Below are 18,927 nucleotides of genomic sequence, written 5' to 3'. Positions count from 1 at the left end.
GCGCGCCCGTCCGCAAGTACGTCAGGAGGACGGAGTGGGACAGATTATGCCTTGCCGGGTGCTGGTCGTGGACAACTACGTCAGCGCCGCCGAAGCGCTGGCCGAAGCCTGCGGCCGGTTTCATGAAGTCAGGTACGCCGACGGCGGTTCGGCGGCGATGGAGGTGGCACTGGACTGGCGGCCAGACGTCATGGTCCTGGACATCGACATGCCGCCGCCGAACGGATTGGAGGTGGCCACCATGATCCGGGACATCTCGCACCTGAAGCCCGTCACGCTGATCGCGGTGACCGGCCGCAGCGCGGCCTTCGGGCAGGAAGAGGCCATCGCGCACGGTTTCGATGACTACCTGACCAAGCCGGTGGATATCGACAGGCTGTTGTCGGTGATCGCCGCGGCCCGCCGGTTGCCGGCGGATACCTAGACGGTCCGCGCGCGGCCCGCGCCGTAGGCCACCCATGCCTGCGCGCCGGCCATCGCCACCATCAGGCCCAGCGCCGGCAGCCAACTGCCGGTCCAATCGCGCAGCACGCCGCACACGACCGGACCGGTCGCGCCTATCAGGTAGCCCAGGCTTTGCGCCATGCCCGACAGCGAGGCCGCCTGCTGCGTGGAGGCGGCACGCAGGCTGATATAGGCGAGCGACAGCATCAGGCTGCTGCCCAGACCCGCGCCGGCCACGCATATCCAGACGATGGTCCAGGCCGGCAGCAGCGCCATACCCGCGAAGCCCGCCACGCACAGCAGCGAGATGGCCAGCCCGAGGACTTTCTGGTCGCGGACCCGGCCCGACACCCAGGATGTCGCGATATTGCCCAGCAGGGCGGCCAACTGCATCAGCGACACCATCCATCCGGCCTGGCCGGGACTCATGCCGGTCTCGTGCAGCATCGAGGGCAGCCAGGCCACGAGTATGTAGAAATTGAAGGCCTGGATGCCCGTGAACAGGGTGACCTGCCACGCCAGCCACGAACGCCAGACATTCGCGGTTTTCGGGGTGTGGGTGCTGGCCGCGGCGGGCGCCGCGGCATGGTTGCGCGAACGCGCCAGCCAGACCAGGGCCGCGGGAATCGTGATGACCAGCACGCAGGCCAGGGACGTACGCCAGCCGCCGGGCAGGTTGTCCGCCAGCGGTACCGCCACGCCCGCCGCGGTGCCGGATACGAGGGTCATCACGACCGAGTACAGGCCGGTGAGCGGGCCGATGCGTTGCGGGAACTCGCGCTTGACCAGCGCCGGCAGCATCACGTTGCCGACGGCGATGGCGATGCCGCCTATCGCCGTACCGATGAACAGAGGCGCGATGCCGGGCATCGAGCGCACGGCGATGCCGACGCACAGTGCGACCATGGCGGCGAACAGCGCGCGCTCGAGCCCCAGCTGGCGGCCCACGGCGGGCGCGACCACGGAGAACAGGCCGAACGCCAGCAGCGGCAGCGTATTGAGCAGCCCCGCGCTGCCCGCGTCCAGGCCGGTGGAGGCGCGGATATGGCCGAGCAGGGGGCCGACGCCGGTCAGCGGCGCGCGCAGCGTCGCCGCCACCAGCAGGATGCCCAGGAGGGCCATGGCGGGCGTGACGGCGCGGGACAAGGCTGGGTGGGGTGCTGAGCTCATGACTTGGTGTCGGACGATGCGCTGGCGTATAAAACATGCTGGAAGGATCGGATACGCCCAGGGCGGATGAACGGAGACGCGCCATGCCACATCGACTCGCTGCGGGAACGACGCCGCTGGCCACCCGGGACGGCGTGCGTTTCACGCTTTTCCACGAGACTCGCGGGCCCCAGGTCTACGAGGTCGATGCACAGGTCCTGCGCACCTGCTTCGGGGCGCCAGACGATCGCGTCGATCATCTGCTGACCGCCTACCTGGCGGGACAGGCCGAGATCCACGACGTCGCCGCGGGAGTGCCGGGCGGGCCGCACGGATCGGTCACGCGCCTTGGCCCCGAGGACTTCGCGGGCCGCCAGGCCTGACCTCGCGCCGGCCTTCAAGCCGCTCCCGCCGGCGGTTCGGCCGGCAGGTCCGGCGCGCGATCGTCCAGGCGCAGGCTCATCAGCACGTGCACGATGCCGGCCTCCAGGAATTCGTCTCCTTCGGCCTGGAAGCCGCGCGTTTCGTAGAACGCCTGGGCCCGCGTCTGCGCGTGCAGCAGCAGGCGGCCGTGCCCGCGCCGCCGGGCCTCGTCGATCAGGGCATCCAGGATGGCGCCGCCCACGCCCAGTCCGCGTCCGTGGCGGTGGACGGCCATGCGGCCGATGTGTCCGTCCGGCAGCAGCCGGCCCGTGCCCAGGGGCGTGCCGTCGGCGTCGTAGGCGACCGCATGCAGCGAGATCGCGTCGGCAGCATCGTATTCGAGTTCCAGCGGGACCGATTGCTCGTGGACGAAGACGGCCTGGCGGATGGACGAGGCGTCGTGTCTCAGGTCGTCCCAGGCGCCGACGACGAGGCGGATGCCGGGCCGGGTCATGCCGGCAGGCGCGGGGCGGGCGCCCGCGTGGAAACAGGGGAAAAAGGAAGCGGGGGCGTTGCGTGTGGTGTCATGCCGGCAAAGGGGCCGCGGCCAGTGCGGGTGCAAAGCCTCTAGCTTAGACCATCCTGGTGATCCCATCACTTGGCCGGGCGCGCATTTGCGCGGGGCCGGCGCGCTCCTTTCGCGCGCAGCCGGTCCACCACCGCGTCGAAGGCCCGCAGCTGCCGGCGTATCTCCGCCTGGCCGTGGTCGGCCAGGAAGTCCTGGAAGGCCGATGCAACGGGCGGGAGGCGGGCGGTGGACAGGTGCAGCACGTACCAATCGTGTTCGACCGGGTTGCCGGGCAGCGGCAAGAGGCCGATCAGGCCCGCCTGGAATTCCAGGGCGCAGGCATGCAGGGACAGGAAGCCTATGCCCAGGCCCGCCGCCACCATCTGCTTGATGGCTTCGTTGCTGGACAGCTCCGATCCGGGCGAGAACCGCAGCCCCGCTTCTTTGAACAGCCGCTCCGCCGTGTTGTGGGCGCCCGAACCGTGTTCGCGCACGAGGATGTTCTCGCCCGAGAGGTCGCGCAGTGCCAGGTCCCGCCTGGCCATCAGCGGATGATGGGGCGAGGCGATGAAGGCCATCGGATGCTTGGCGAAAGCCCGCGATTCCGTGCGCACGTCGCCCGGAGGCTTGCCCATGATGGCGATGTCGATTTCATGGCGGGTCAGCATGCGTACCACTTCTTCGCGGTTACCCACGCTGAGCTTGACCTTCACGCCGGGCCGGCCGGTGTTGAAGGCCACGAGCAGCGGGGGCAACAGGTACTCGGCGGTGATCAGCGCCCCCACGCGCAGCGTGCCGGCCAACTGGCCCTTCAGGCTGGCGACTTCGTCCGAGGCGTGGCGCCAGAGCTCGAGGATCTGGCTGGCGTAGCCGGCCACGACTTCGCCGGCGGGCGTGAGCAGCAGGCCGCGCCCGGAGCGCTGGACCAGCGCGGCGCCGGCGGCTTCCTCGAGCAGGCGCAATTGCAGCGATACCGTGGGCTGGGTCAGGTGCAGCGCCTGGGCTGCGCGCGAGACGCCGCCCAGGCGCGCGACGGCGTCGATGGCGGTGAGCTGGCGGAACGTCGTGGTCTTGTACATCGTGGCGGCCTCGGCGGATGTTTCATAGAAGATAACCTATGGGATGAACTTATTTTTTAATTTTTAAATATATCTCCACGAACTTAAAGTTCTTCGCATGGACATCGAACCAGGCGCCACCAGGGCGCCATCCGTGGAGACGAACATGCTGCCCGCCACCCGCAAGCTGGATTTTTCCGAAGTGCCCGTCATCGACATGTCGCCCGAAAGATTCGCGACGCCCCAGTCCCGGAAGCGCCTGGCCGACGAACTGGCCGAGGCCTGCGCCACCGTCGGTTTTCTGTACCTGAAGAATCATCCGATCCCGCAGGCGCAGATCGACGGCGTCTTCGAGGCCGCCAAGGCGTTCTTCGCGTTGCCGCAGGCGGCCAAGGACGCGGTGTCGATGGCCAGGAACCATCATTTCCAGGGTTATCTGCCCATGCTGACGAAGGGGGAGGGCAACGCCGAGCGCGGCGGGGTGATCACCGCCAACAAGCAGGAGGCCTTCCAGTTCCGCCGGCCGCTCGATCCCGACGACCCGGACCTGCTGACCGGCGCGCGCCTGGCCGGAACCATTCCCTGGCCCCGTGAACTGCCGGCGCTCAAGGAGGTGCTGCTGGCCTATCACGCCCGCATGTGCCGGTTCGGCGAAAGCATGATCGAGCTGTTCGAGCTTGGCCTGGACCTGCCCAGGGACGCCATTCGCCAGCATTTCCACAAGGACATGAACGCGCTGCGCATCATCCACTACCCGCCGCAGCAGGTGGATGAATCCGGCGCCCACCTGGGGACCCGCGCCCATACCGACACGGACGCGTTCACCTTCGTCTACCAGGACGCGACCGGCGGCCTGGAGATCCGCAACCGGGATGGGGAATGGATAGGCGTGCCGCCGATTCCCGGCACCTATGTGCTGAACATCGGCGAGGTCATGAAGGTCTGGACCGACGGGGTCTTCTCGTCCACGCCGCACCGGGTCATCAACCGCTATGGGAAGGAGCGCTATTCGGTGCCATTCTTCATGTTCCCCACTTACGACGAAGTGATCGCGCCCAAGATCCGCAACCCCGACCCGTCCAATGTGGCGCCCGAGGATTTCCATACCTCCATGCCGCGGGACAAGCCTTTCGTCTGGGGCGAGTTCAAGAAGGCCAATTACGCCCGCATCAATCCCACTGCCCCGGAGCGCGCCATGGCGGATTAGAGGCGGGGGAGGAGACACGTGATCGTGGTCAGCCAAGGAGATTCCCGTGCGCTTGTCGAGATTGTTGTGGATGGTCGTATTGTTCTCCTGTGCCGGCGCATCGCTGGCCCAGGCATATCCGGACCGGCCCTTGCGCCTGATCGTGCCTTTCGGGGCGGGCGGCAATTCGGATTTCGCCGCCCGGCAGATCGGCAAGAACCTGGGCGAGGCGCTGGGCCAGACGGTGGTCGTGGAGAATCGCGGGGGCGCCGGCGGCGTACTGGGGGTCAAGGAAATGCTGGGCTATCCGGCCGACGGCTACACGCTGCTGCTGGGTACCGTCGGTACGCAGATCGTCAATCCCCTGCTGTACAAGAGCCTGCCCTACGATCCGGACAAGCAGCTCGCGCCGGTGGGCCTGGCCACGAACACGCCTTCGGTGCTGGTCGTGCGGGCCAGCCTGCCGGTGCGGAGCCTGGATGAACTGGTCGCCTATGCTCGGGCCCGGCCCGGGGTGTTGAACTATGGCGCGGCGGGAACCCTGCACCTGGGCATGGAGACGCTGAAGGCGAGCTATGGCCTGGACATCGTCAAGGTCCCGTACAAGGGAAGCGGCGAATCGGTCACGGCCGTCGCCGGCGGCCAGATCGACGTGCTGATGGACAGCAGCCAGGTGGTCGGCCCGCAAGTGGCCGCCGGCAAGCTGCGCGCGCTGGCCGTCATGTCCGACCAGCCGCTGGCTTCCGTACCGGGCGTGCCGACGACCGCGCAACTGGGCGTGCCTGACCTGAAGGCGGGCAACTGGACCGCGCTGTATGTGGCGGCGGGCACGCCGGCGGCCATCCAGGAAACCTTGAGCCGCGCCTTGCAGAAGGTCGTCGCCTCGGCCGAGCTGAAGGCCCGGCTGGCCGAGTACGGCACCCAGCTCTACAAGGGTTCGCCCGAGGAATACCGCGCCTTCATCGCCGCCGACAAAGCCAAGGTCCGCCGCCTGGTCGAGATCGCCGGACTTCAGGCGCAATAGCCGCGTTCCGGCGCAGCTTGCCCGCGCCGCCCATTCCTCTATTGGAGAAATCGATGACCACGATGCGGTCTCTTGCCGGCGTCGCGCTGGCCGTCGTCCCCTGCGCCGCCGCGTTGGGCCAGGGCAGCGTGACGATGTACGGGATTTTCGATAATGGCTACCTGTCCGACAAGACTCAGGGTAAGGGTACGATCAATGCGATCAATCCCTCGCTCAGCGTGGCCTCGCGCTGGGGGCTGCGCGGCACCGAGGACCTGGGCAACGGCTGGAAGGCCAACTTCGTGCTGGAGAACGGCTTCACGGGCGACAACGGGCAGCAGGCTTTCGGGCGACTGTTCGGCCGGGCCAGCCATGTGGGGCTGTCGAACCGGCAACTCGGCGAGATCCAGCTTGGGCGGATGGCCAATCTCGGGCTGCTGTTCACCGCCGGCATGATGAGCCCGTTCGGGCCCAGTTTCCAGCAGGCCGCGGTGACCACGACCGCCGCCTACAACACCGGCGATTTCGGCACCACCGCGCGGGTCAACAACGCCGTCTACTATTTTTCGCCCCGCTGGGCGGGCATGCAGGCCGGCCTGGGCTACAGCGTGCAGACGGCAGATGCCGAAATCGCCGGCGGCAGCCGCAACAACCGGATGGCGGACCTGGGACTGCGATACGACGGCGGCCGCTTCAAGGCGGCGGTCAGCTACCAGTACGTCATGCCCGCCAGCACCGCCGGTGCGCGGGGCAAGCCCAGCAACCTGCAGGTGGGCGTGAACCATGACTTCGGCGCGTTCACCCTCTACGGCGGATACGGCCGGCTGAACGATCCGACGGTGGATCCGGGGGCCAACGGGGCGACCCATTTCGCGGCCACGCACGATCGCGACCATGCCTATCAGGTTGGCGTGAAGGTGCCGGTGGGAGCGGGGAGGGTGCTGCTGGGATACCAGCGGACGACCGGTTCGAAGATCGAGAACTACGGCCTGGCCTATGTCTACGACCTGTCCAGGCGGACCTGGCTGTACGTGTACGCCAACCGGACCGAGTTCCGGCTTTTCTCCGCGGCGGGAGCGACGGCGGGCGATGCCTGGCGCAGGCAGATCGCGATGGGGATCGCGCACCGGTTCTGACCGGTGCGCGGAATGCGTCTTGGTCGATGCGGACGTCTGGACGGGCACGGCTAGTCTTTCAGCTTCAACTCGTCCAGCAGGCGCCCCTTTGAAGCATGATCGGCCGCCACCCGCCGGCTGAACGCCGGCCTATCCAGATACGTGGCAGTCTGCTGCAACTGGTCCGCCATTTGTTGATAGGAGGGGCTGCTGACGATGTCGCGGCATGCTCCTTCGAGCGTGACGAGTACGTCTTGCGGCACGTCCTTGCGTATAAAGATGCCGCCATAGGTGGATGAGTGGACCTTGGAGCCCAATTCGGCGGTCGTCGGCACGTCGGGGAACTCCTTGGTCCGCGCCGTACTGAACACGACGAGCGGTCGGTAGTTGTGCTGGAGCAGCACTGAGGTGGTGACGAGCCCTCCGTCGATCTGTCCCGAGGTGAGATCCGGGAGCAAGGCCGTCTCGCCACGATAGGAAATTTCGGTTGCTCGGACGTTGAGGTCCCGCAGGAATTCCTCCGTCATCAAGTGCGGAGCTGAACCTATGCCCGAATGTCCGTAGCTGAATCGGCCGGGATCCTTCTTCAGCCTGTCGACCAGTGCCCGGATATCTTTAATGTCCGAGCCAGGCGACGCGGCGAGATAGAAAATGTTCTCGAACGTCTGGCATAGCGGTACGAACGATTCGAGTGTGTAGCCGGCATTCTTGTGACGATGGGTCTGTATCGACAGCGGCGTCGCCGGCGTGAAGGCCAGGGTATAACCGTCGGCAGGCGCGTTTGCTACATTTTGCATGGCCAACATGAGACCCGCACCCGCTTTGGTCTCCACCACCACGGGCGTCTTGAGGCGTTGGCTCAGCTGTTGCGCGAACGCTCTCGCCAAAACGTCTACGGTCGACCCGGCGGGAAGCGGCGTGACGATGTTGATAGGCTTGGTCGGGTAGGGCTGAGGGGCGGCGTGAACCGTGAGTGCCGTAGCGGCAATCCCCAACGCGGCGGACAGGCCAAGCCGGGCAAACTTGGGTCTCATGCTTGTCTCCTATTGGTGTTGTCGTTCGTTTTGTCCGATCAGGCCAGGCGCATGGCATCCTTCCTGTCGATTACCGAGAAGCCGGCTTCCTGCAGCAGCTTGTAGATGGTCTCTATCTCCGCTTTCTTAGGTGCGGGCATCGGTGGCCGCATGAAAGGATTGGGGATCAGCCCCCGCAGCCACGTCGCGACCTTGTAGCGCACGTGCAGCCGCCCCATGTCGGCTACGTATTCGTGAAGTTGCGAGAGGCCTCCCTGCCAGATCCGGCACGCGCGTTCAAGATCCCGCTGGTCCCAGGCGTCCAGGTGATCCAACATGTTTTCCATTCCGTAATTCCAGAAACCGCTGAGCGTGCCGTCGAAGAGATCCGTCGCCCGGTATTCATGGAAACGTGAAGCCAGGGCCGCCATGACCGATACGCGCCGGGGCAGCGTTCGCAAGGCTTTGCCTACGATGCGGTAGCCCTCGTAGCCATAGGTCATTTTCCAGCCCACGATATTCGGTATTTCTCGACAGATGGCCAGCGTTGCCTCGACCGGCAGGCCCGGCGTGAAGGGGGCTGCCGACCCGGAAACAGGATGAGTGATGATGGGCAGGTCGACCGCCCGGTCCTGCGCCTTGATCTGATCGGCCCAGACCTCGGGATACTTGTCCGCGTCCCAGCACGAGGTGATGTCTTGAGCTCCCCCAGGGGGGGTGACGAAAATGCCGTCCACGCCCAGCGCCTTGGCGTCTCGGGCGGTCTCGACGACTTCTGCAGTTGTCAGCGCCCACGTGCCCGCGATCAAGGGTACCGCGCCATTGTTTTCTTCGACCGCAATTTCGAGCACGCGTCTTTTTTCCTCGCGGGTCAACGTGAAAATCTCGCCCGCCTCGGGATTGATGCAGAGTCCACCCCGTGCGCGAAAGCGGTCGTTCTTCAGGAAATTCTGCAGGAATTTCCGGTACGCCGACTCGTCCACCTTGAGGTCTTCCGTAAATGGCAGTAGCACTGCTGCATAGCACACGTCACCCAGGGTTTTCTCCATCACCATCTCCATTTCCCTACAGAAATTTGTAGTGACTACAATTATGAGCACAGTCGGTTTTTGTGAAGATTGGTATTTCCACCTAATCAAGGAAGATGGCCCGGGAGAGCCGCGCAGAGGGTCTGGTATCCTGGGCGCGGCCGCTATTTAGAACCTATGGACAAGCACACTGCAGGCGTGAGCCCCAAGCTGGGACTGCGCGAGCGCAACAAGCTCGAAAAGCTCGACCGCATTCGACGCGCGGCGCAAGAATTATTCGAACAGCAAGGCTTCGATGCGACGACGACTCGGGAGATTGCCGAGCGGGCGGACGTAGGAATCGGCACCCTGTTCATGTATGCGGTGGACAAGCGGGATCTGCTGTTCCTGATTTTCAACGATGCGCTGGACGTGATGGTCGATGAAGCGTTTGCCCGGGTCGACCGGCGCAAGACATTGAGCGCGCAGGCGGCGGCGGTGTTCGCACATTTCTATCAGGTCTTTCATTCCCGCGCAGCGCTCGCCAAGATCCTGCTGCGTGAATTGGTGTTCTTTTCAGAGGGCAGGCAGGCTGCTCAGTATTTGGCGAACCGGCAGCGCATCATGGCCGGTCTGGAGGACTTGGCGAAGGAGGCGATCAGGCGGGGAAGGATCCGGACCACCGAAAGTCCGGAGCAGGTCGCAAAAGTGTTCTTTTTCCTGTATTCGGGCGAGATTCGCCTGTGGCTAAGTGCCGATGAGCCGGACCTCGCGCAGGGTATCGAAACCTTGCAGCGGACCTTCGCGTCATATGGGAGGGGACTTGGCGAGACGGTGCGTTGAGCCGACGGCGCGACGCGTGTCCATGATGTCTTACGCCACCGGCGTGGCGGAGGGCCGCAGGCCGCGGCTCAGCAGCCGCGGCCTGGATGGATGACGAAGCCCTCCTCCGGCTAGTCAATCCGTACGTCGGCCTGCTTGATGATGGCCCGGTATTTGGTGGCTTCGGCCTTGACGAAATCGGCGAAGGCTTGACCTTTCAGGTCCTTGGGCACCGCGCCCATGTTGCGGATGTTGGTCAGCACCGCTTCGTTCTTGAGCGCCGCGGCGGCGGCCGATTGCAGTTTGGCGATGGCCGGGGCCGGGGTTCCGGCCGGCACGAACAGGCCGAACCAGGCTTCGGTGTTGTAGCCCTTGAGCCCCGACTCGTTCAGCGTCGGCACGTCGGGCAACGCCGGTGAACGCTCCAGGCTGCTGACCGCCAGCGCCCGCAGCTTGCCGGCCTGGATTTGCTGCGACACGGTCGGGATGTTGATCATCAGCGCCGAGATTTCCCCGCCCATGACGGCGGTGACGGCAGGCGCAGCGCCTTTGTAGGGTACGTGCGGGATATCTATGCCGGCCATGGAGTTGAAGAGAATGGCCGAGAGGTGCGACAGGCTACCATTGCCGCCCGATCCGACGTTGAGCTTGCCGGGGTTGGCCTTGGCGTAGGCAATGAACTCGCCGATGTTCTTGACCGGCAGCGCGGGGTTGACGACCAGCACATTGGGCGCGCTGGCCAGCAGCGAGACGGTGCTGAAGGCTTTCTCGGAATCATAGGGCAGCTTGCTATAGAGCCCCGGCGTGACGGCGTGGGTACTGGCGTTGCCCAGCAGCACCGTATAACCGTCGGCGGCTGCCTTGGCGGTGATGTCCGAGGCGATGCTGCCGCCTGCGCCTGGCTTGTTTTCGATCACCAGGCTCTGACCCAACACTTCGCCCATGGCCTTGCCTACGTTGCGGGCAAGGACGTCCGATCCGTCGCCCGGGGGCGAGGGGACGATCAGGCGGATCGGCCGCTCGGGGTATTCGGCATGGGCGCTATGCATACTCGCGCCGGCCAGGGCCAGGCCGGCGGCCATAGCGACCGATGTGCGCCGCAACGCAGTGACGAAACTCATGGCATTTCCTTGTGGGGGTGGGAAGAGGTCAGCGTACCAGGGCTTGCAGGCCGAAGAATTCGACCGCGTTGTCGGCGTAGATCGCGCGCTTGTCGGCGTCGCTGAAGCCGGGCTGTTCGGCCACCAGCTTGCCGATGGACTGTTCGCCCAGCGGGAAGGGATAGTCCGAGCCCAGCATGATGCGGTCGGTGCCCATCACGTCGGCCAGCAGGCGCAGCGCGCCCGGATCGAACACGGCCGAGTCGACGTAGAAGCGCTTGACGTATTCCGAGGGCAGGCGCGGGCAGTCCTTGCGGATGATGTCGCGATGCTTCCAGGCGTTGTCCACGCGGCCCAGCATGAAGGCGAACGAGCCGCCGCCGTGGGCGAAGCAGATCTTCAGCGATTCGGGGATGCGCTCGAAGGCGCCCGACAGGATCAGCGACAGGATGCCCAGCTGCGTTTCGGCGGGCATGGCCACGAGCCAGGGCAGCATCCATTGCTTCATGCGGTTGCCGCCCATCATGTCCCACGGATGCACCAGCAGCGGGATGCCTTCGTTCGCGCAGTGCTGCAGGAACGTGACCAGACCCTCGTCATCGAGGTCGCGGTCGCCCAGGTGGTTGCCGATCTGCACGCCGTGGTGGCCCGTGGCCTTGGCACGCGAGGCTTCGCGGCAGGCGGCGTCGATGTCCTGCAGCGGCACCTGCGCCAGCGCGACCAGGCGCTTGGGCGCGGCGGCACAGAATTCCAGCGCCAGGTCGTTCATGCGCTGGGCCCAGGGCAGGACCTTCTCGGGCGTGAACTCGTAGCCGAACATGATGGGCGTGGCGCAGGTGATCTGGATGTCCACGCCCTGGGCGTCCATCTCGGCCAGGCGTGCCTGCGGGTCCCACAGCGCGTCGTAGACGGGGCGGAAGGGTTTGTCGGCTCGCATGATGTCGCCGGTCTTGCCGTCCGGCGCCACCTGCAGCCAGGGCGCGCGCTCGACGCTCAGGGCGGCGGCTTCTTCCCGCGTGATGCGCGGGAAGTGGTGGGCGTGCATGTCGATTTTCATGATGGGCTTGATGTCTGGTGTTGTCGTGGCGGGATCAGAGCGGCTTGTAGGCGACCGCCTTGATCTCGATGCGCAGGTGCGGGTGGGGCAGCTGGTGCACGGCCACCGTGGTGCGGGCCGGGCCGTCGTAGTCGAAGAATTCGCCGTAGACCTCGTTGTAGCCACCGAAGTCGCTCATGTCGACCAGGAAGGTGCCGATCTCGACGACGTCGGACAGCGAGGCCCCGGCGGTGCCCAGGATGTCGCGGATGTTTTCCAGCACCGCGCGGGTCTGGGCGCGGATGTCGAACTTGGTCGTGCCCATGGCGTCCACTTCCACGCCGGCCAGCGAGTTGTCGGAACGGCGCGAACTGGTGCCCGAGACGAACAGGAAATCGCCGGCGCGCTTGATGTGGGGATACTTGCCGCGGGGAGTGGCCTTGCCTTCGACGACTTTGGCTTGTGTGCTCATGTCTACTCTCTTGTGGGGATGCGCCCGGAGGGGATGCGGGCGGAATACTGACCGGTGCAAGTCTAGGCAATCCTTTACCGAAAAGAGAATGAATTTATCCGTCGCCGGTATTCGACTTGGCTATGGTGGCTCCACGGAGGACGCATGCCGCTTCGCGGGCCCCAAGACCCTGATAGGAGTAGGGGTGGCATAGCCGTATATGATGACCGCCTTCAGACCAGAAAAACGGGAAGCCGCGCCATGATCGCCATCGAAATCTCCCGCCCCGGCGGGCCCGAAGTCCTGCAAGCCGCCGAGCGCCCCACGCCAGTGCCCGGCGCCGGCGAAATCCTGATCCAGGTTGCCGCCGCCGGCGTCAACCGGCCCGACGTGGCGCAGCGCCGCGGCACCTACCCGCCGCCTCCGGGCGCCTCCGACCTGCCCGGGCTGGAAGTGGCCGGCACCGTGGCCGCGCTGGGCGAGGGCGCCTCCGGTTTCGCCGTGGGCGACGCGGTCTGCGCGCTGGTCAATGGCGGTGGCTACGCCGAATACTGCACCGTGCCGGCCACCCAGTGCCTGCCCGTGCCCAAGGGGCTGAGCATGGTCGAGGCCGCCGGCCTGCCCGAGACCTACTTCACCGTATGGAGCAACGTCTTCATGCGCGGCCGGCTGTCGGGGCAGGAATCGCTGCTGGTGCACGGCGGCGCGAGCGGTATCGGCACCACGGCCGTGCAACTGGCCAAGGCCCTGGGCCATCCGGTGTATGCCACGGTGGGCAGCGACGAGCGCGTCGCCGCCGTCGAGAAACTCGGCGCGACCGCCGGGATCAACTACCGCACCCAGGATTTCGTGCGGGAAATCAAGCGCCTGACCGACGGCCGGGGCGTGGACGTGATCCTGGACATGGTGGCCGGCGACTACGTCGCCCGTGACATCCATTGCCTGGCCGAGGACGGCCGCATCGTGCTGATCGCGCTGCTGGGCGGCGCGAAGGGCGAGATCGACTTTGCCCGCGTGCTGAGCCGGCGCCTGACCATCACCGGCTCCACGCTGCGCCCGCGCTCGGCCCAGTTCAAGGGCGAGGTCGCCGCCGCGCTGCGCCAGAACGTCTGGCCGCTGTTCGAGTCCGGGCGGCTGAAGCCCGTAGTCTATGCCACCTTCCCGCTGCGCGAGGCGGACAAGGCCCATGCCATGATGGAGTCGGGCGAGCATGTCGGCAAGATCGTGCTGACGGTTTAGCCCCTAAGCGCTTCGCGCGCCCGGCATTTTTTACGACATTGGCTGCAGCGGTGCGCTGGAGCCGATACAATCGAGGTTTTGCCCGCATATTTTTGTCCACGCGGGCATTTTTCGATTCTTGTCGATGGCAACTAAACAGAATATCCGCCGCCTGGTGCTCGGCAACTGGAAGATGCACGGCAGCCTGGCCGCCAACGGCCAGCTGCTCTCGGCCATACGCAGCGGCTGGAACCAGTCCTCCGGCGCCGCCGCCTGCGACGTCGGCGTCTGCGTGCCGTTTCCCTACCTGGCCCAGGCCGAGTCGGCGCTGACCGATTCCGACATCGCCTGGGGCGCCCAGGACATCAGCGTCCATGCCCAGGGCGCCTACACTGGCGAGGTGTCAGGCGCGATGCTGGCCGAATTCGGCTGCCGCTACGTGCTGGCCGGCCATTCCGAGCGGCGCAGCCTGCACGGCGAAACCAGCCAGCTCGTGGCCGACAAGGCCAAGGCCGCGTTGGCCGCCGGCCTGACTCCCGTCGTCTGCGTGGGCGAGACCCTGGCCGAGCGCGAAGCCGGCCGCACCCTGGCTGTCATCGACGAACAGCTCGAGCCGGTGCTAGCCCTGGGCCGCGAAGCCGTGGCCGCCATGGTCATCGCCTACGAGCCCGTTTGGGCGATCGGCACAGGCAAGACCGCCAGTCCCGGGCAGGCCCAGGAAGTGCATGCCGCCATCCGGGCCGCGCTGCGGGGCGTCGACTGCGCCGGCGTGCGCGTGCTGTACGGCGGCAGCGTCAAGGCGGCCAACGCGGCCGAGCTGTTCGTCATGCCCGACATCGACGGCGGCCTGATAGGCGGCGCCTCGCTGGTGGCCGAAGACTTCCTGCGCATCGCCGAGGCGGGCGCGACAACCCGGAGTGCTTGAATGTCCGTAATGCTTACCGTCCTGCTGATCGTGCAGGTCATTTCCGCCCTGACGATCATCGTCCTGGTCCTGCTGCAACAGGGCAAGGGCGCCGACATGGGCTCCGCCTTCGGCGGCGGCTCCGCCGGCAGCCTGTTCGGCGCCGCCGGCGCGGCCAACTTCCTGTCGCGCACCACCAAGTGGGCGGCGGTCGTCTTCTTCATCTCCACTGCCGCGCTGGCCTATCTGGGCCGTCCGGCCCCCGCCGCCTCGCAGGGCGGTGTGATGGAGAACCATCCCAGCGACCTGTCGGTGCCCGCCGTTCCCGGCAGTACGCCCGCACCGGCTCCGGCCGCGCCCGACGCGTCGGTCCCGTCCGTGCCCGCTACCCCGCCGGCCGCGCCCGCGCAGCCCGAGGCGCCCCCGCAGAAAAACTAAGGCAGTTCTCTGAGGAGCCCGCAAATGTTATATACTAGCGGGCTCACGCAAGCCGTCGTGGTGAAATTGGTAGACACGCTATCTTGAGGGGGTAGTGGCGAAAGCTGTGCGAGTTCGAGTCTCGCCGACGGCACCAGGATTTTTCCAGGACATCCCTGGCATATCAAAAACCCGCACATTCCTTACGAGATGTGCGGGTTTTTTTGCCGCCGGGCCGCCCCAAGGCAAAAAAGCGCCCCCTCGGGGGGGCAGCGCCGCCGCGTAGCGGGAAGCGTGGGGGCCTTTCTTGCCGTCACGGGATGTTCGCCTACAGCCGCTCCCCGGCAACTGGCTGGCCTGTGCCACCCGGTCGGCTAACTGGGCCTGGCCGAACTGGCCATCGTGCGAGTTCCATTTGACCGCGCCCTTGGCTTCAAGCCGATTTCTCCAATACCTGTTGCAGTTTCTCGAAGAACTGCGGCCATCCGGCCCTGGCGCCGCCGTATGCCTGCTTCTGGTCGGGGCGGAAGCCGGCCTGTTCCATGCGCAGGCGGGTGCCCGTGCCGGTGGGCGTGAGCGTGAAGGTAACGACGCTGCGCAAAGCGAAGGCTGGATCGGCGTGCGTGAAGTTCCAGGTATAGGACAGCGCCTTGTCCGGCTCGACGACCAGTACCTCGCAATCCAGCGTGCCGCCCCATTCGCCCTGGAGCTTGAAGCGGTGGCCCACGGCGGGGTGGAAGTCATTCTTCATCAGCCATTCCTCGATCAGGTGCGGCTGGGTCAACGCGCGCCAGAGCCGGTCCGGCGGGTGGGGGAATTCGCGCTCGACGACGACGGAGCGGGTTTCGGTCGGAGTATCGCTCATTGGTCCATCCTGTTGAGTAGGTTTTCAAGATCATCGAATCGCTGTTCCCAGAACCCGGCCATCTGGCTGGTCCAGTCGAGCAGCGGAACGAGTGCGCGGCGCCGGGCGCTGTAGTGCGTCTGGCGTCCCTCATGGCGATCGAGTACGAGGCCGGCCTGTTTCAGCAAACGCAGGTGCTTCGATACGGCCGGCTGCGAGACGCCGGCCTGGGCGGTCAACGCCGCAACGGTCTGTTCGCCGTGGTGGCACAGGTGTTCGAAAAGGGCGCGCCGGGTGGGATCGGCAAGGGTCCTGAAGAGCAGGTCTTGAGAAGTGGTCATGGGTTAATAAATAACCATGTAGTTATGAATAAATAATAACTACTTGGCTATGAATTCGTCAACAACCCATCCTTGCCGTGCTGGGCATGGGACTTGCGCCGGTCGAGCTGACGACCCGGGAGCAGACGATGAGCACGCATGCCGAAGCCGATTTGTCCGAGGTGCTGGTGGTGCCGGACCAGCATCCGGCCACGCTGGAAGCCTGCCGGCGTTGCCGGCTGTGGCACGACGCCACGCAAGGGGTCGGCGGCGAAGGCCCGCGCCATGCGCCCATCATGATGGTGGGCGAGCAGCCGGGCGACAAGGAAGACCTGGCGGGCCGGCCCTTCGTGGGGCCCGCCGGTGCGTTGCTGGATGCGGCCCTGGCCGAGGCGGGGGTGGACCGGGACGAGGTATTCGTGACCAACGCGGTCAAGCATTTCAAGTGGGCGCAGCGCGGCAAGCGGCGCATGCACAAGACCCCCGGACAGCGCGAAATCGAGGCTTGCCGCTATTGGCTGGAGAAGGAGTACGAGGCCGTGGATCCGCGCGTCGTGGTGGCGCTGGGCGCGACGGCGCTCAAGTCGGTGTTGCATGACTATCGCTCGGGCCTGCGCGACAAGCTGGGCGACGTGCTGGAATGGGAAGGGCGGTTGATCGTGCCCACCTACCATCCTTCGTATGCGTTGCGTGCGCCCGATGAGAGCGCTCGCAAGCAGGCCTACGACACCATCGTCTCCGCGCTCAGGCAGGCAAGCCGGCTGGCGCGCGCACGGGCGTAGCCGAAGCCTCCGGCGTAGGCAGGGTTCAGGACCGCCGGGCGTGGGCAACTCCCAGCACGGCACCCACCAGTACCACCGCGCAGGCGGCCAGCATGGGCGCGCGGCCACGGGTCGCCATGTGCGTATAGGCGCTATGGCGCCGCCCGCGTTGGGGATAGGCGGGAGTATCGTCCCGGCCCGGGGATTCCAGCCCATCGTCTCGCGAGCGGGATGGGATGCCGGTGCGCTGGTGCTTGATCAGCCAACTCCCCATGCGGTCGGCCAGGCCGGGCATGCGCTGCCCGAATTGTCCGATCGCCTTGGCGGCGCTGCCTACGTAAAGGTCGCGGCGCGGATGCTCTGCGGCGTACAGGATGGCGCGGGCCGCTACCTCGGGAGCGTAGACCGGGGGCGGCAGGCGCGGTTCGACGTCCATGTAATTGCGGGCATGGGCGGTGAAGCCCGTCGCGATGGATGCCGGCTTGATCAGCGTGACCGAGACGGGCGCGCCTTCGTTTTCCAGCTCCATGCGCAGCGCATCGGTGAAGCCCTTGACCGCGTGCTTGGAGGCGGAATACGCGCCTTGCAGCGGCACGGCGCGGTCCGACACTTCGCTGCCCACGTTGATCAGGGCGCCGCCATGTTCGCGCAGATGTCCCACGGCCACGATGGAGCCGTAGACCACGCCCCAGTAATTCGTGTCGAAGAGTTTGCGCTGGTCTTCGACCGGCACGTCCTCGATCCTGCCGAAGATCGAAACGCCGGCGTTGTTGATCCAGGTATCCACGGTGCCATGGGCTTCCAGCGCCGCCTGCAGCAACCGTTCGTGGTCTTCACGCTTGCCGACGTCCATCTGCACGGCAATGGCCTGGCCGCCGTCAGCACGAAGTTCCTCGACCAGCGTGTTCAGGCGCTCCTGGTCGCGGCAGGCCAGTACCAGGCGGGCGCCGCGCCGCGCGGCCTCGCGGGCCGTGGCCAGGCCTATCCCGCTGCTGGCGCCGGTAATGACGACGACCTGGTCCGACAGTTTTTTCAGGCGATATTTCATGGGGACGCTCCTTGCTTGCTCGTCGCTGTGCTTGCGCAGGAAGCGTGCCCGCCGGCGGACGGCTATCATCCCTCGCATGCGGCGCGGGCCGCCCCTCGGACTGGAGCAGCGTTTCATGAGTACATCCCGTCATTTCGGCTTCCTCGGACTCGGCAACATGGGGCTGCCCATGGCGCGGCGCCTGCTTGCGGCGGGCCATGCGCTCACTGTGTGGAACCGCAATGCCGGCAGGGCGGCCGAGCTGGTCGCGGCCGGCGCGAATCTGGCAGGCACGCCCGCGCAGGTGCTGCAGGCGGCGGACGTGGTGGGGATTTGCGTCAAGGATGGGGCGGCGGTCGAGTCGGTGGCGTTCGGCCCGGATGGCCTGGCCAGTGCCGGCCGGCAGGGCGCGGGGAAGGTGGTGATCGATTTCTCGACCATAGAGCCCGGGCAGGCGCGCGATTTCGGCCGCCGCCTGCGCGACCGGACGGGCGCGTCCTGGCTGGATGCGCCCGTGTCGGGCGGCGTGCCGGGCGCCGAGGGCGGCACGCTGATCTGCTTCGTCGGCGGCGAGGCCACGGATCTCGAGAAGGCGGGGCCGTTCCTGGCGCCGCTGACTTCGCGCGTGACCCATATGGGACCGGCCGGTGCGGGCCAGACCACCAAGATATGCAACCAGATGATCGTCGCGGTGAACGTGCTCACGATCGCCGAGACCTACGGCCTCGCGCAGCGCGCCGGCGTGGACGTCGAGCGCCTGGCGCCGGCGCTGGCGGGCGGTTTCGCGGATTCGCAGCCCTTGCAGATCTTCGGGCCGGCGATGGCCGCCGGCCGTTTCCAGCCCACGCGCACGGCGGTCGAGCTGATGGCCAAGGACATCGGTATTTCGCAGCGCATGGCGGCCGAGTTCGATGCGCGGACGCCGGTCTCGGCGTTCTGCTCGGGGCTGTACGAACAGGTTCGGGAGCACGAGCCGGAGGTCTTCATGGGCGATGTGGCGGGGCTGGTGCGGCGCTACGAGTGAAGGCGGCGCTGTCACCGAACCGTCATTGATGTAACGCTGCTAAAGCGCCGTCCGGTCCGGGCCGATAAACGGAATGACGCGCAACGGCGGGGTTCTC

22 protein-coding genes and 1 tRNA gene are annotated in these 18,927 nt (G+C 66.4%); 12 read left to right on the top strand and 11 right to left on the bottom strand.

Features of this window, described 5'->3' with window-relative positions:
* The first annotated feature begins 34 nt into the window (after positions 1–34).
* Entirely contained in the window at positions 35–424 is a 390-nt protein-coding gene (locus N5K27_RS23110; RefSeq protein ID WP_132979995.1) for a response regulator, read from the top strand.
* Here N5K27_RS23110 and N5K27_RS23105 read toward each other — a convergent pair.
* Positions 421–1,614: an MFS transporter gene (locus tag N5K27_RS23105; protein ID WP_279819277.1), complete on the bottom strand. Its 1,194-nt coding sequence runs from the start codon at positions 1,612–1,614 to the stop codon at positions 421–423. The two genes, N5K27_RS23110 and N5K27_RS23105, sit on opposite strands and share 4 nt — an antisense overlap.
* An 83-nt stretch (positions 1,615–1,697) precedes the next feature.
* Here N5K27_RS23105 and N5K27_RS23100 point away from each other — a divergent pair, with 83 nt between their 5' ends.
* Complete coding sequence (locus N5K27_RS23100; RefSeq protein WP_087839392.1) at positions 1,698–1,976, top strand: hypothetical protein; 279 nt, start codon at positions 1,698–1,700, stop codon at positions 1,974–1,976.
* 14 nt (positions 1,977–1,990) lie between these two features.
* On the opposite strand, the gene N5K27_RS23095 is transcribed toward N5K27_RS23100, so the two are convergent.
* Both N5K27_RS23095 and N5K27_RS23090 read right to left on the bottom strand, forming a co-directional pair.
* Entirely contained in the window at positions 1,991–2,470 is a 480-nt protein-coding gene (locus N5K27_RS23095; RefSeq protein WP_279819275.1) for a GNAT family N-acetyltransferase, read from the bottom strand.
* A 140-nt stretch (positions 2,471–2,610) separates the two neighbouring features.
* Positions 2,611–3,603, bottom strand: a complete 993-nt coding sequence (locus tag N5K27_RS23090; RefSeq protein WP_087839394.1) for a LysR family transcriptional regulator — start codon at positions 3,601–3,603, stop codon at positions 2,611–2,613.
* 145 nt (positions 3,604–3,748) lie between these two features.
* Here N5K27_RS23090 and N5K27_RS23085 point away from each other — a divergent pair, with 145 nt between their 5' ends.
* Genes N5K27_RS23085 through N5K27_RS23075 form a run of 3 tightly spaced genes read left to right on the top strand, consistent with a single transcriptional unit; the run spans position 3,749 to position 6,907 of the window.
* Positions 3,749–4,789, top strand: a complete 1,041-nt coding sequence (locus N5K27_RS23085; RefSeq protein WP_279819272.1) for a 2-oxoglutarate and iron-dependent oxygenase domain-containing protein — start codon at positions 3,749–3,751, stop codon at positions 4,787–4,789.
* A 46-nt stretch (positions 4,790–4,835) separates the two neighbouring features.
* Positions 4,836–5,792, top strand: a complete 957-nt coding sequence (locus N5K27_RS23080; protein WP_279819270.1) for a tripartite tricarboxylate transporter substrate binding protein — start codon at positions 4,836–4,838, stop codon at positions 5,790–5,792.
* A gap of 53 nt (positions 5,793–5,845) precedes the next feature.
* A complete protein-coding gene (locus N5K27_RS23075; protein ID WP_279819268.1) occupies positions 5,846–6,907 on the top strand; it encodes a porin in 1,062 nt (353 codons plus the stop codon).
* 50 nt (positions 6,908–6,957) lie between these two features.
* Here the strand turns inward: N5K27_RS23075 and N5K27_RS23070 are convergent, their stop codons facing one another.
* Together N5K27_RS23070 and N5K27_RS23065 are read right to left on the bottom strand one after the other, a co-directional pair.
* Positions 6,958–7,920: a tripartite tricarboxylate transporter substrate binding protein gene (locus N5K27_RS23070; protein ID WP_087839398.1), complete on the bottom strand. Its 963-nt coding sequence runs from the start codon at positions 7,918–7,920 to the stop codon at positions 6,958–6,960.
* 38 nt (positions 7,921–7,958) lie between these two features.
* Entirely contained in the window at positions 7,959–8,948 is a 990-nt protein-coding gene (locus N5K27_RS23065; protein WP_279819264.1) for a dihydrodipicolinate synthase family protein, read from the bottom strand.
* A 177-nt stretch (positions 8,949–9,125) separates the two neighbouring features.
* Between N5K27_RS23065 and N5K27_RS23060 the strand changes: the two genes are divergently transcribed.
* Entirely contained in the window at positions 9,126–9,749 is a 624-nt protein-coding gene (locus tag N5K27_RS23060; RefSeq protein WP_176400766.1) for a TetR/AcrR family transcriptional regulator, read from the top strand.
* Between the two features lie 110 nt (positions 9,750–9,859).
* Here the strand turns inward: N5K27_RS23060 and N5K27_RS23055 are convergent, their stop codons facing one another.
* From N5K27_RS23055 to N5K27_RS23045, 3 genes are read right to left on the bottom strand one after another with little or no spacing between them, the layout of a single operon-like run.
* Positions 9,860–10,849, bottom strand: a complete 990-nt coding sequence (locus N5K27_RS23055) for a tripartite tricarboxylate transporter substrate binding protein (protein ID WP_279819258.1) — start codon at positions 10,847–10,849, stop codon at positions 9,860–9,862.
* 28 nt (positions 10,850–10,877) lie between these two features.
* Positions 10,878–11,885, bottom strand: a complete 1,008-nt coding sequence (locus N5K27_RS23050) for an amidohydrolase family protein (protein WP_176400767.1) — start codon at positions 11,883–11,885, stop codon at positions 10,878–10,880.
* A 34-nt stretch (positions 11,886–11,919) separates the two neighbouring features.
* Positions 11,920–12,336, bottom strand: a complete 417-nt coding sequence (locus N5K27_RS23045; RefSeq protein WP_087839401.1) for a RidA family protein — start codon at positions 12,334–12,336, stop codon at positions 11,920–11,922.
* 240 nt (positions 12,337–12,576) lie between these two features.
* Between N5K27_RS23045 and N5K27_RS23040 the strand changes: the two genes are divergently transcribed.
* The 4 genes from N5K27_RS23040 (at position 12,577) to N5K27_RS23025 (ending at position 15,011) form a co-directional block, all read left to right on the top strand.
* Positions 12,577–13,554 carry an NAD(P)H-quinone oxidoreductase gene (locus tag N5K27_RS23040; protein WP_279819252.1) on the top strand — a complete coding sequence of 326 codons (978 nt, stop codon included), beginning with the start codon at positions 12,577–12,579 and terminating at the stop codon, positions 13,552–13,554.
* A gap of 124 nt (positions 13,555–13,678) precedes the next feature.
* On the top strand, positions 13,679–14,458 hold the full coding sequence (tpiA, locus tag N5K27_RS23035) for a triose-phosphate isomerase (RefSeq protein ID WP_279819249.1): 780 nt from the start codon (positions 13,679–13,681) through the stop codon (positions 14,456–14,458).
* Positions 14,459–14,875: a preprotein translocase subunit SecG gene (secG, locus tag N5K27_RS23030; protein WP_279819246.1), complete on the top strand. Its 417-nt coding sequence runs from the start codon at positions 14,459–14,461 to the stop codon at positions 14,873–14,875. It begins immediately after the preceding gene.
* A 51-nt stretch (positions 14,876–14,926) separates the two neighbouring features.
* Positions 14,927–15,011 (top strand) — tRNA-Leu (locus tag N5K27_RS23025).
* A gap of 276 nt (positions 15,012–15,287) precedes the next feature.
* Here the strand turns inward: N5K27_RS23025 and N5K27_RS23020 are convergent.
* Both N5K27_RS23020 and N5K27_RS23015 read right to left on the bottom strand, forming a co-directional pair.
* Positions 15,288–15,719 carry an SRPBCC domain-containing protein gene (locus N5K27_RS23020; protein WP_132979996.1) on the bottom strand — a complete coding sequence of 144 codons (432 nt, stop codon included), beginning with the start codon at positions 15,717–15,719 and terminating at the stop codon, positions 15,288–15,290.
* The gene (locus N5K27_RS23015) at positions 15,716–16,039 is read right to left on the bottom strand and encodes a metalloregulator ArsR/SmtB family transcription factor (RefSeq protein WP_132979997.1); all 324 of its coding nucleotides are present in this window, start codon (positions 16,037–16,039) and stop codon (positions 15,716–15,718) included. The genes N5K27_RS23020 and N5K27_RS23015 overlap by 4 nt, the downstream gene beginning before the upstream one ends.
* A 128-nt stretch (positions 16,040–16,167) precedes the next feature.
* On the opposite strand from N5K27_RS23015, the gene N5K27_RS23010 reads away from it, so the two are divergent.
* Positions 16,168–16,800: a UdgX family uracil-DNA binding protein gene (locus N5K27_RS23010; protein ID WP_279819325.1), complete on the top strand. Its 633-nt coding sequence runs from the start codon at positions 16,168–16,170 to the stop codon at positions 16,798–16,800.
* Between the two features lie 25 nt (positions 16,801–16,825).
* Here the strand turns inward: N5K27_RS23010 and N5K27_RS23005 are convergent, their stop codons facing one another.
* On the bottom strand, positions 16,826–17,827 hold the full coding sequence (locus tag N5K27_RS23005) for an SDR family oxidoreductase (protein WP_132979999.1): 1,002 nt from the start codon (positions 17,825–17,827) through the stop codon (positions 16,826–16,828).
* A 115-nt stretch (positions 17,828–17,942) separates the two neighbouring features.
* Here N5K27_RS23005 and N5K27_RS23000 point away from each other — a divergent pair, with 115 nt between their 5' ends.
* The gene (locus N5K27_RS23000; RefSeq protein WP_132980000.1) at positions 17,943–18,830 is read left to right on the top strand and encodes an NAD(P)-dependent oxidoreductase; all 888 of its coding nucleotides are present in this window, start codon (positions 17,943–17,945) and stop codon (positions 18,828–18,830) included.
* Positions 18,831–18,927: the final 97 nt, after the last annotated feature.

Origin of the sequence: Pigmentiphaga sp. GD03639 (assembly GCF_029845405.1) — a bacterium.
Lineage (GTDB): Bacteria > Pseudomonadota > Gammaproteobacteria > Burkholderiales > Burkholderiaceae_B > Pigmentiphaga > Pigmentiphaga daeguensis.
This window is presented reverse-complemented; position numbering and strand designations above follow the sequence as displayed.

Excerpts from the sequence above, each read along its gene's own strand:
- tpiA (WP_279819249.1), top strand. The coding sequence starts at position 13,679 with ATGGCAACTAAACAGAATATCCGCCGCCTGGTGCTCGGCAACTGGAAG.
- N5K27_RS23005 (WP_132979999.1), bottom strand. The coding sequence starts at position 17,827 with ATGAAATATCGCCTGAAAAAACTGTCGGACCAGGTCGTCGTCATTACC.
- N5K27_RS23040 (WP_279819252.1), top strand. The coding sequence starts at position 12,577 with ATGATCGCCATCGAAATCTCCCGCCCCGGCGGGCCCGAAGTCCTGCAA.
- N5K27_RS23020 (WP_132979996.1), bottom strand. The coding sequence starts at position 15,719 with ATGAGCGATACTCCGACCGAAACCCGCTCCGTCGTCGTCGAGCGCGAA.
- N5K27_RS23015 (WP_132979997.1), bottom strand. The coding sequence starts at position 16,039 with ATGACCACTTCTCAAGACCTGCTCTTCAGGACCCTTGCCGATCCCACC.
- secG (WP_279819246.1), top strand. The coding sequence starts at position 14,459 with ATGTCCGTAATGCTTACCGTCCTGCTGATCGTGCAGGTCATTTCCGCC.
- N5K27_RS23070 (WP_087839398.1), bottom strand. The coding sequence starts at position 7,920 with ATGAGACCCAAGTTTGCCCGGCTTGGCCTGTCCGCCGCGTTGGGGATT.
- N5K27_RS23100 (WP_087839392.1), top strand. The coding sequence starts at position 1,698 with ATGCCACATCGACTCGCTGCGGGAACGACGCCGCTGGCCACCCGGGAC.
- N5K27_RS23000 (WP_132980000.1), top strand. The coding sequence starts at position 17,943 with ATGAGTACATCCCGTCATTTCGGCTTCCTCGGACTCGGCAACATGGGG.
- N5K27_RS23055 (WP_279819258.1), bottom strand. The coding sequence starts at position 10,849 with ATGAGTTTCGTCACTGCGTTGCGGCGCACATCGGTCGCTATGGCCGCC.
- N5K27_RS23010 (WP_279819325.1), top strand. The coding sequence starts at position 16,168 with ATGAGCACGCATGCCGAAGCCGATTTGTCCGAGGTGCTGGTGGTGCCG.
- N5K27_RS23095 (WP_279819275.1), bottom strand. The coding sequence starts at position 2,470 with ATGACCCGGCCCGGCATCCGCCTCGTCGTCGGCGCCTGGGACGACCTG.
- N5K27_RS23105 (WP_279819277.1), bottom strand. The coding sequence starts at position 1,614 with ATGAGCTCAGCACCCCACCCAGCCTTGTCCCGCGCCGTCACGCCCGCC.
- N5K27_RS23045 (WP_087839401.1), bottom strand. The coding sequence starts at position 12,336 with ATGAGCACACAAGCCAAAGTCGTCGAAGGCAAGGCCACTCCCCGCGGC.
- N5K27_RS23085 (WP_279819272.1), top strand. The coding sequence starts at position 3,749 with ATGCTGCCCGCCACCCGCAAGCTGGATTTTTCCGAAGTGCCCGTCATC.
- N5K27_RS23050 (WP_176400767.1), bottom strand. The coding sequence starts at position 11,885 with ATGAAAATCGACATGCACGCCCACCACTTCCCGCGCATCACGCGGGAA.
- N5K27_RS23065 (WP_279819264.1), bottom strand. The coding sequence starts at position 8,948 with ATGGAGAAAACCCTGGGTGACGTGTGCTATGCAGCAGTGCTACTGCCA.
- N5K27_RS23090 (WP_087839394.1), bottom strand. The coding sequence starts at position 3,603 with ATGTACAAGACCACGACGTTCCGCCAGCTCACCGCCATCGACGCCGTC.
- N5K27_RS23075 (WP_279819268.1), top strand. The coding sequence starts at position 5,846 with ATGACCACGATGCGGTCTCTTGCCGGCGTCGCGCTGGCCGTCGTCCCC.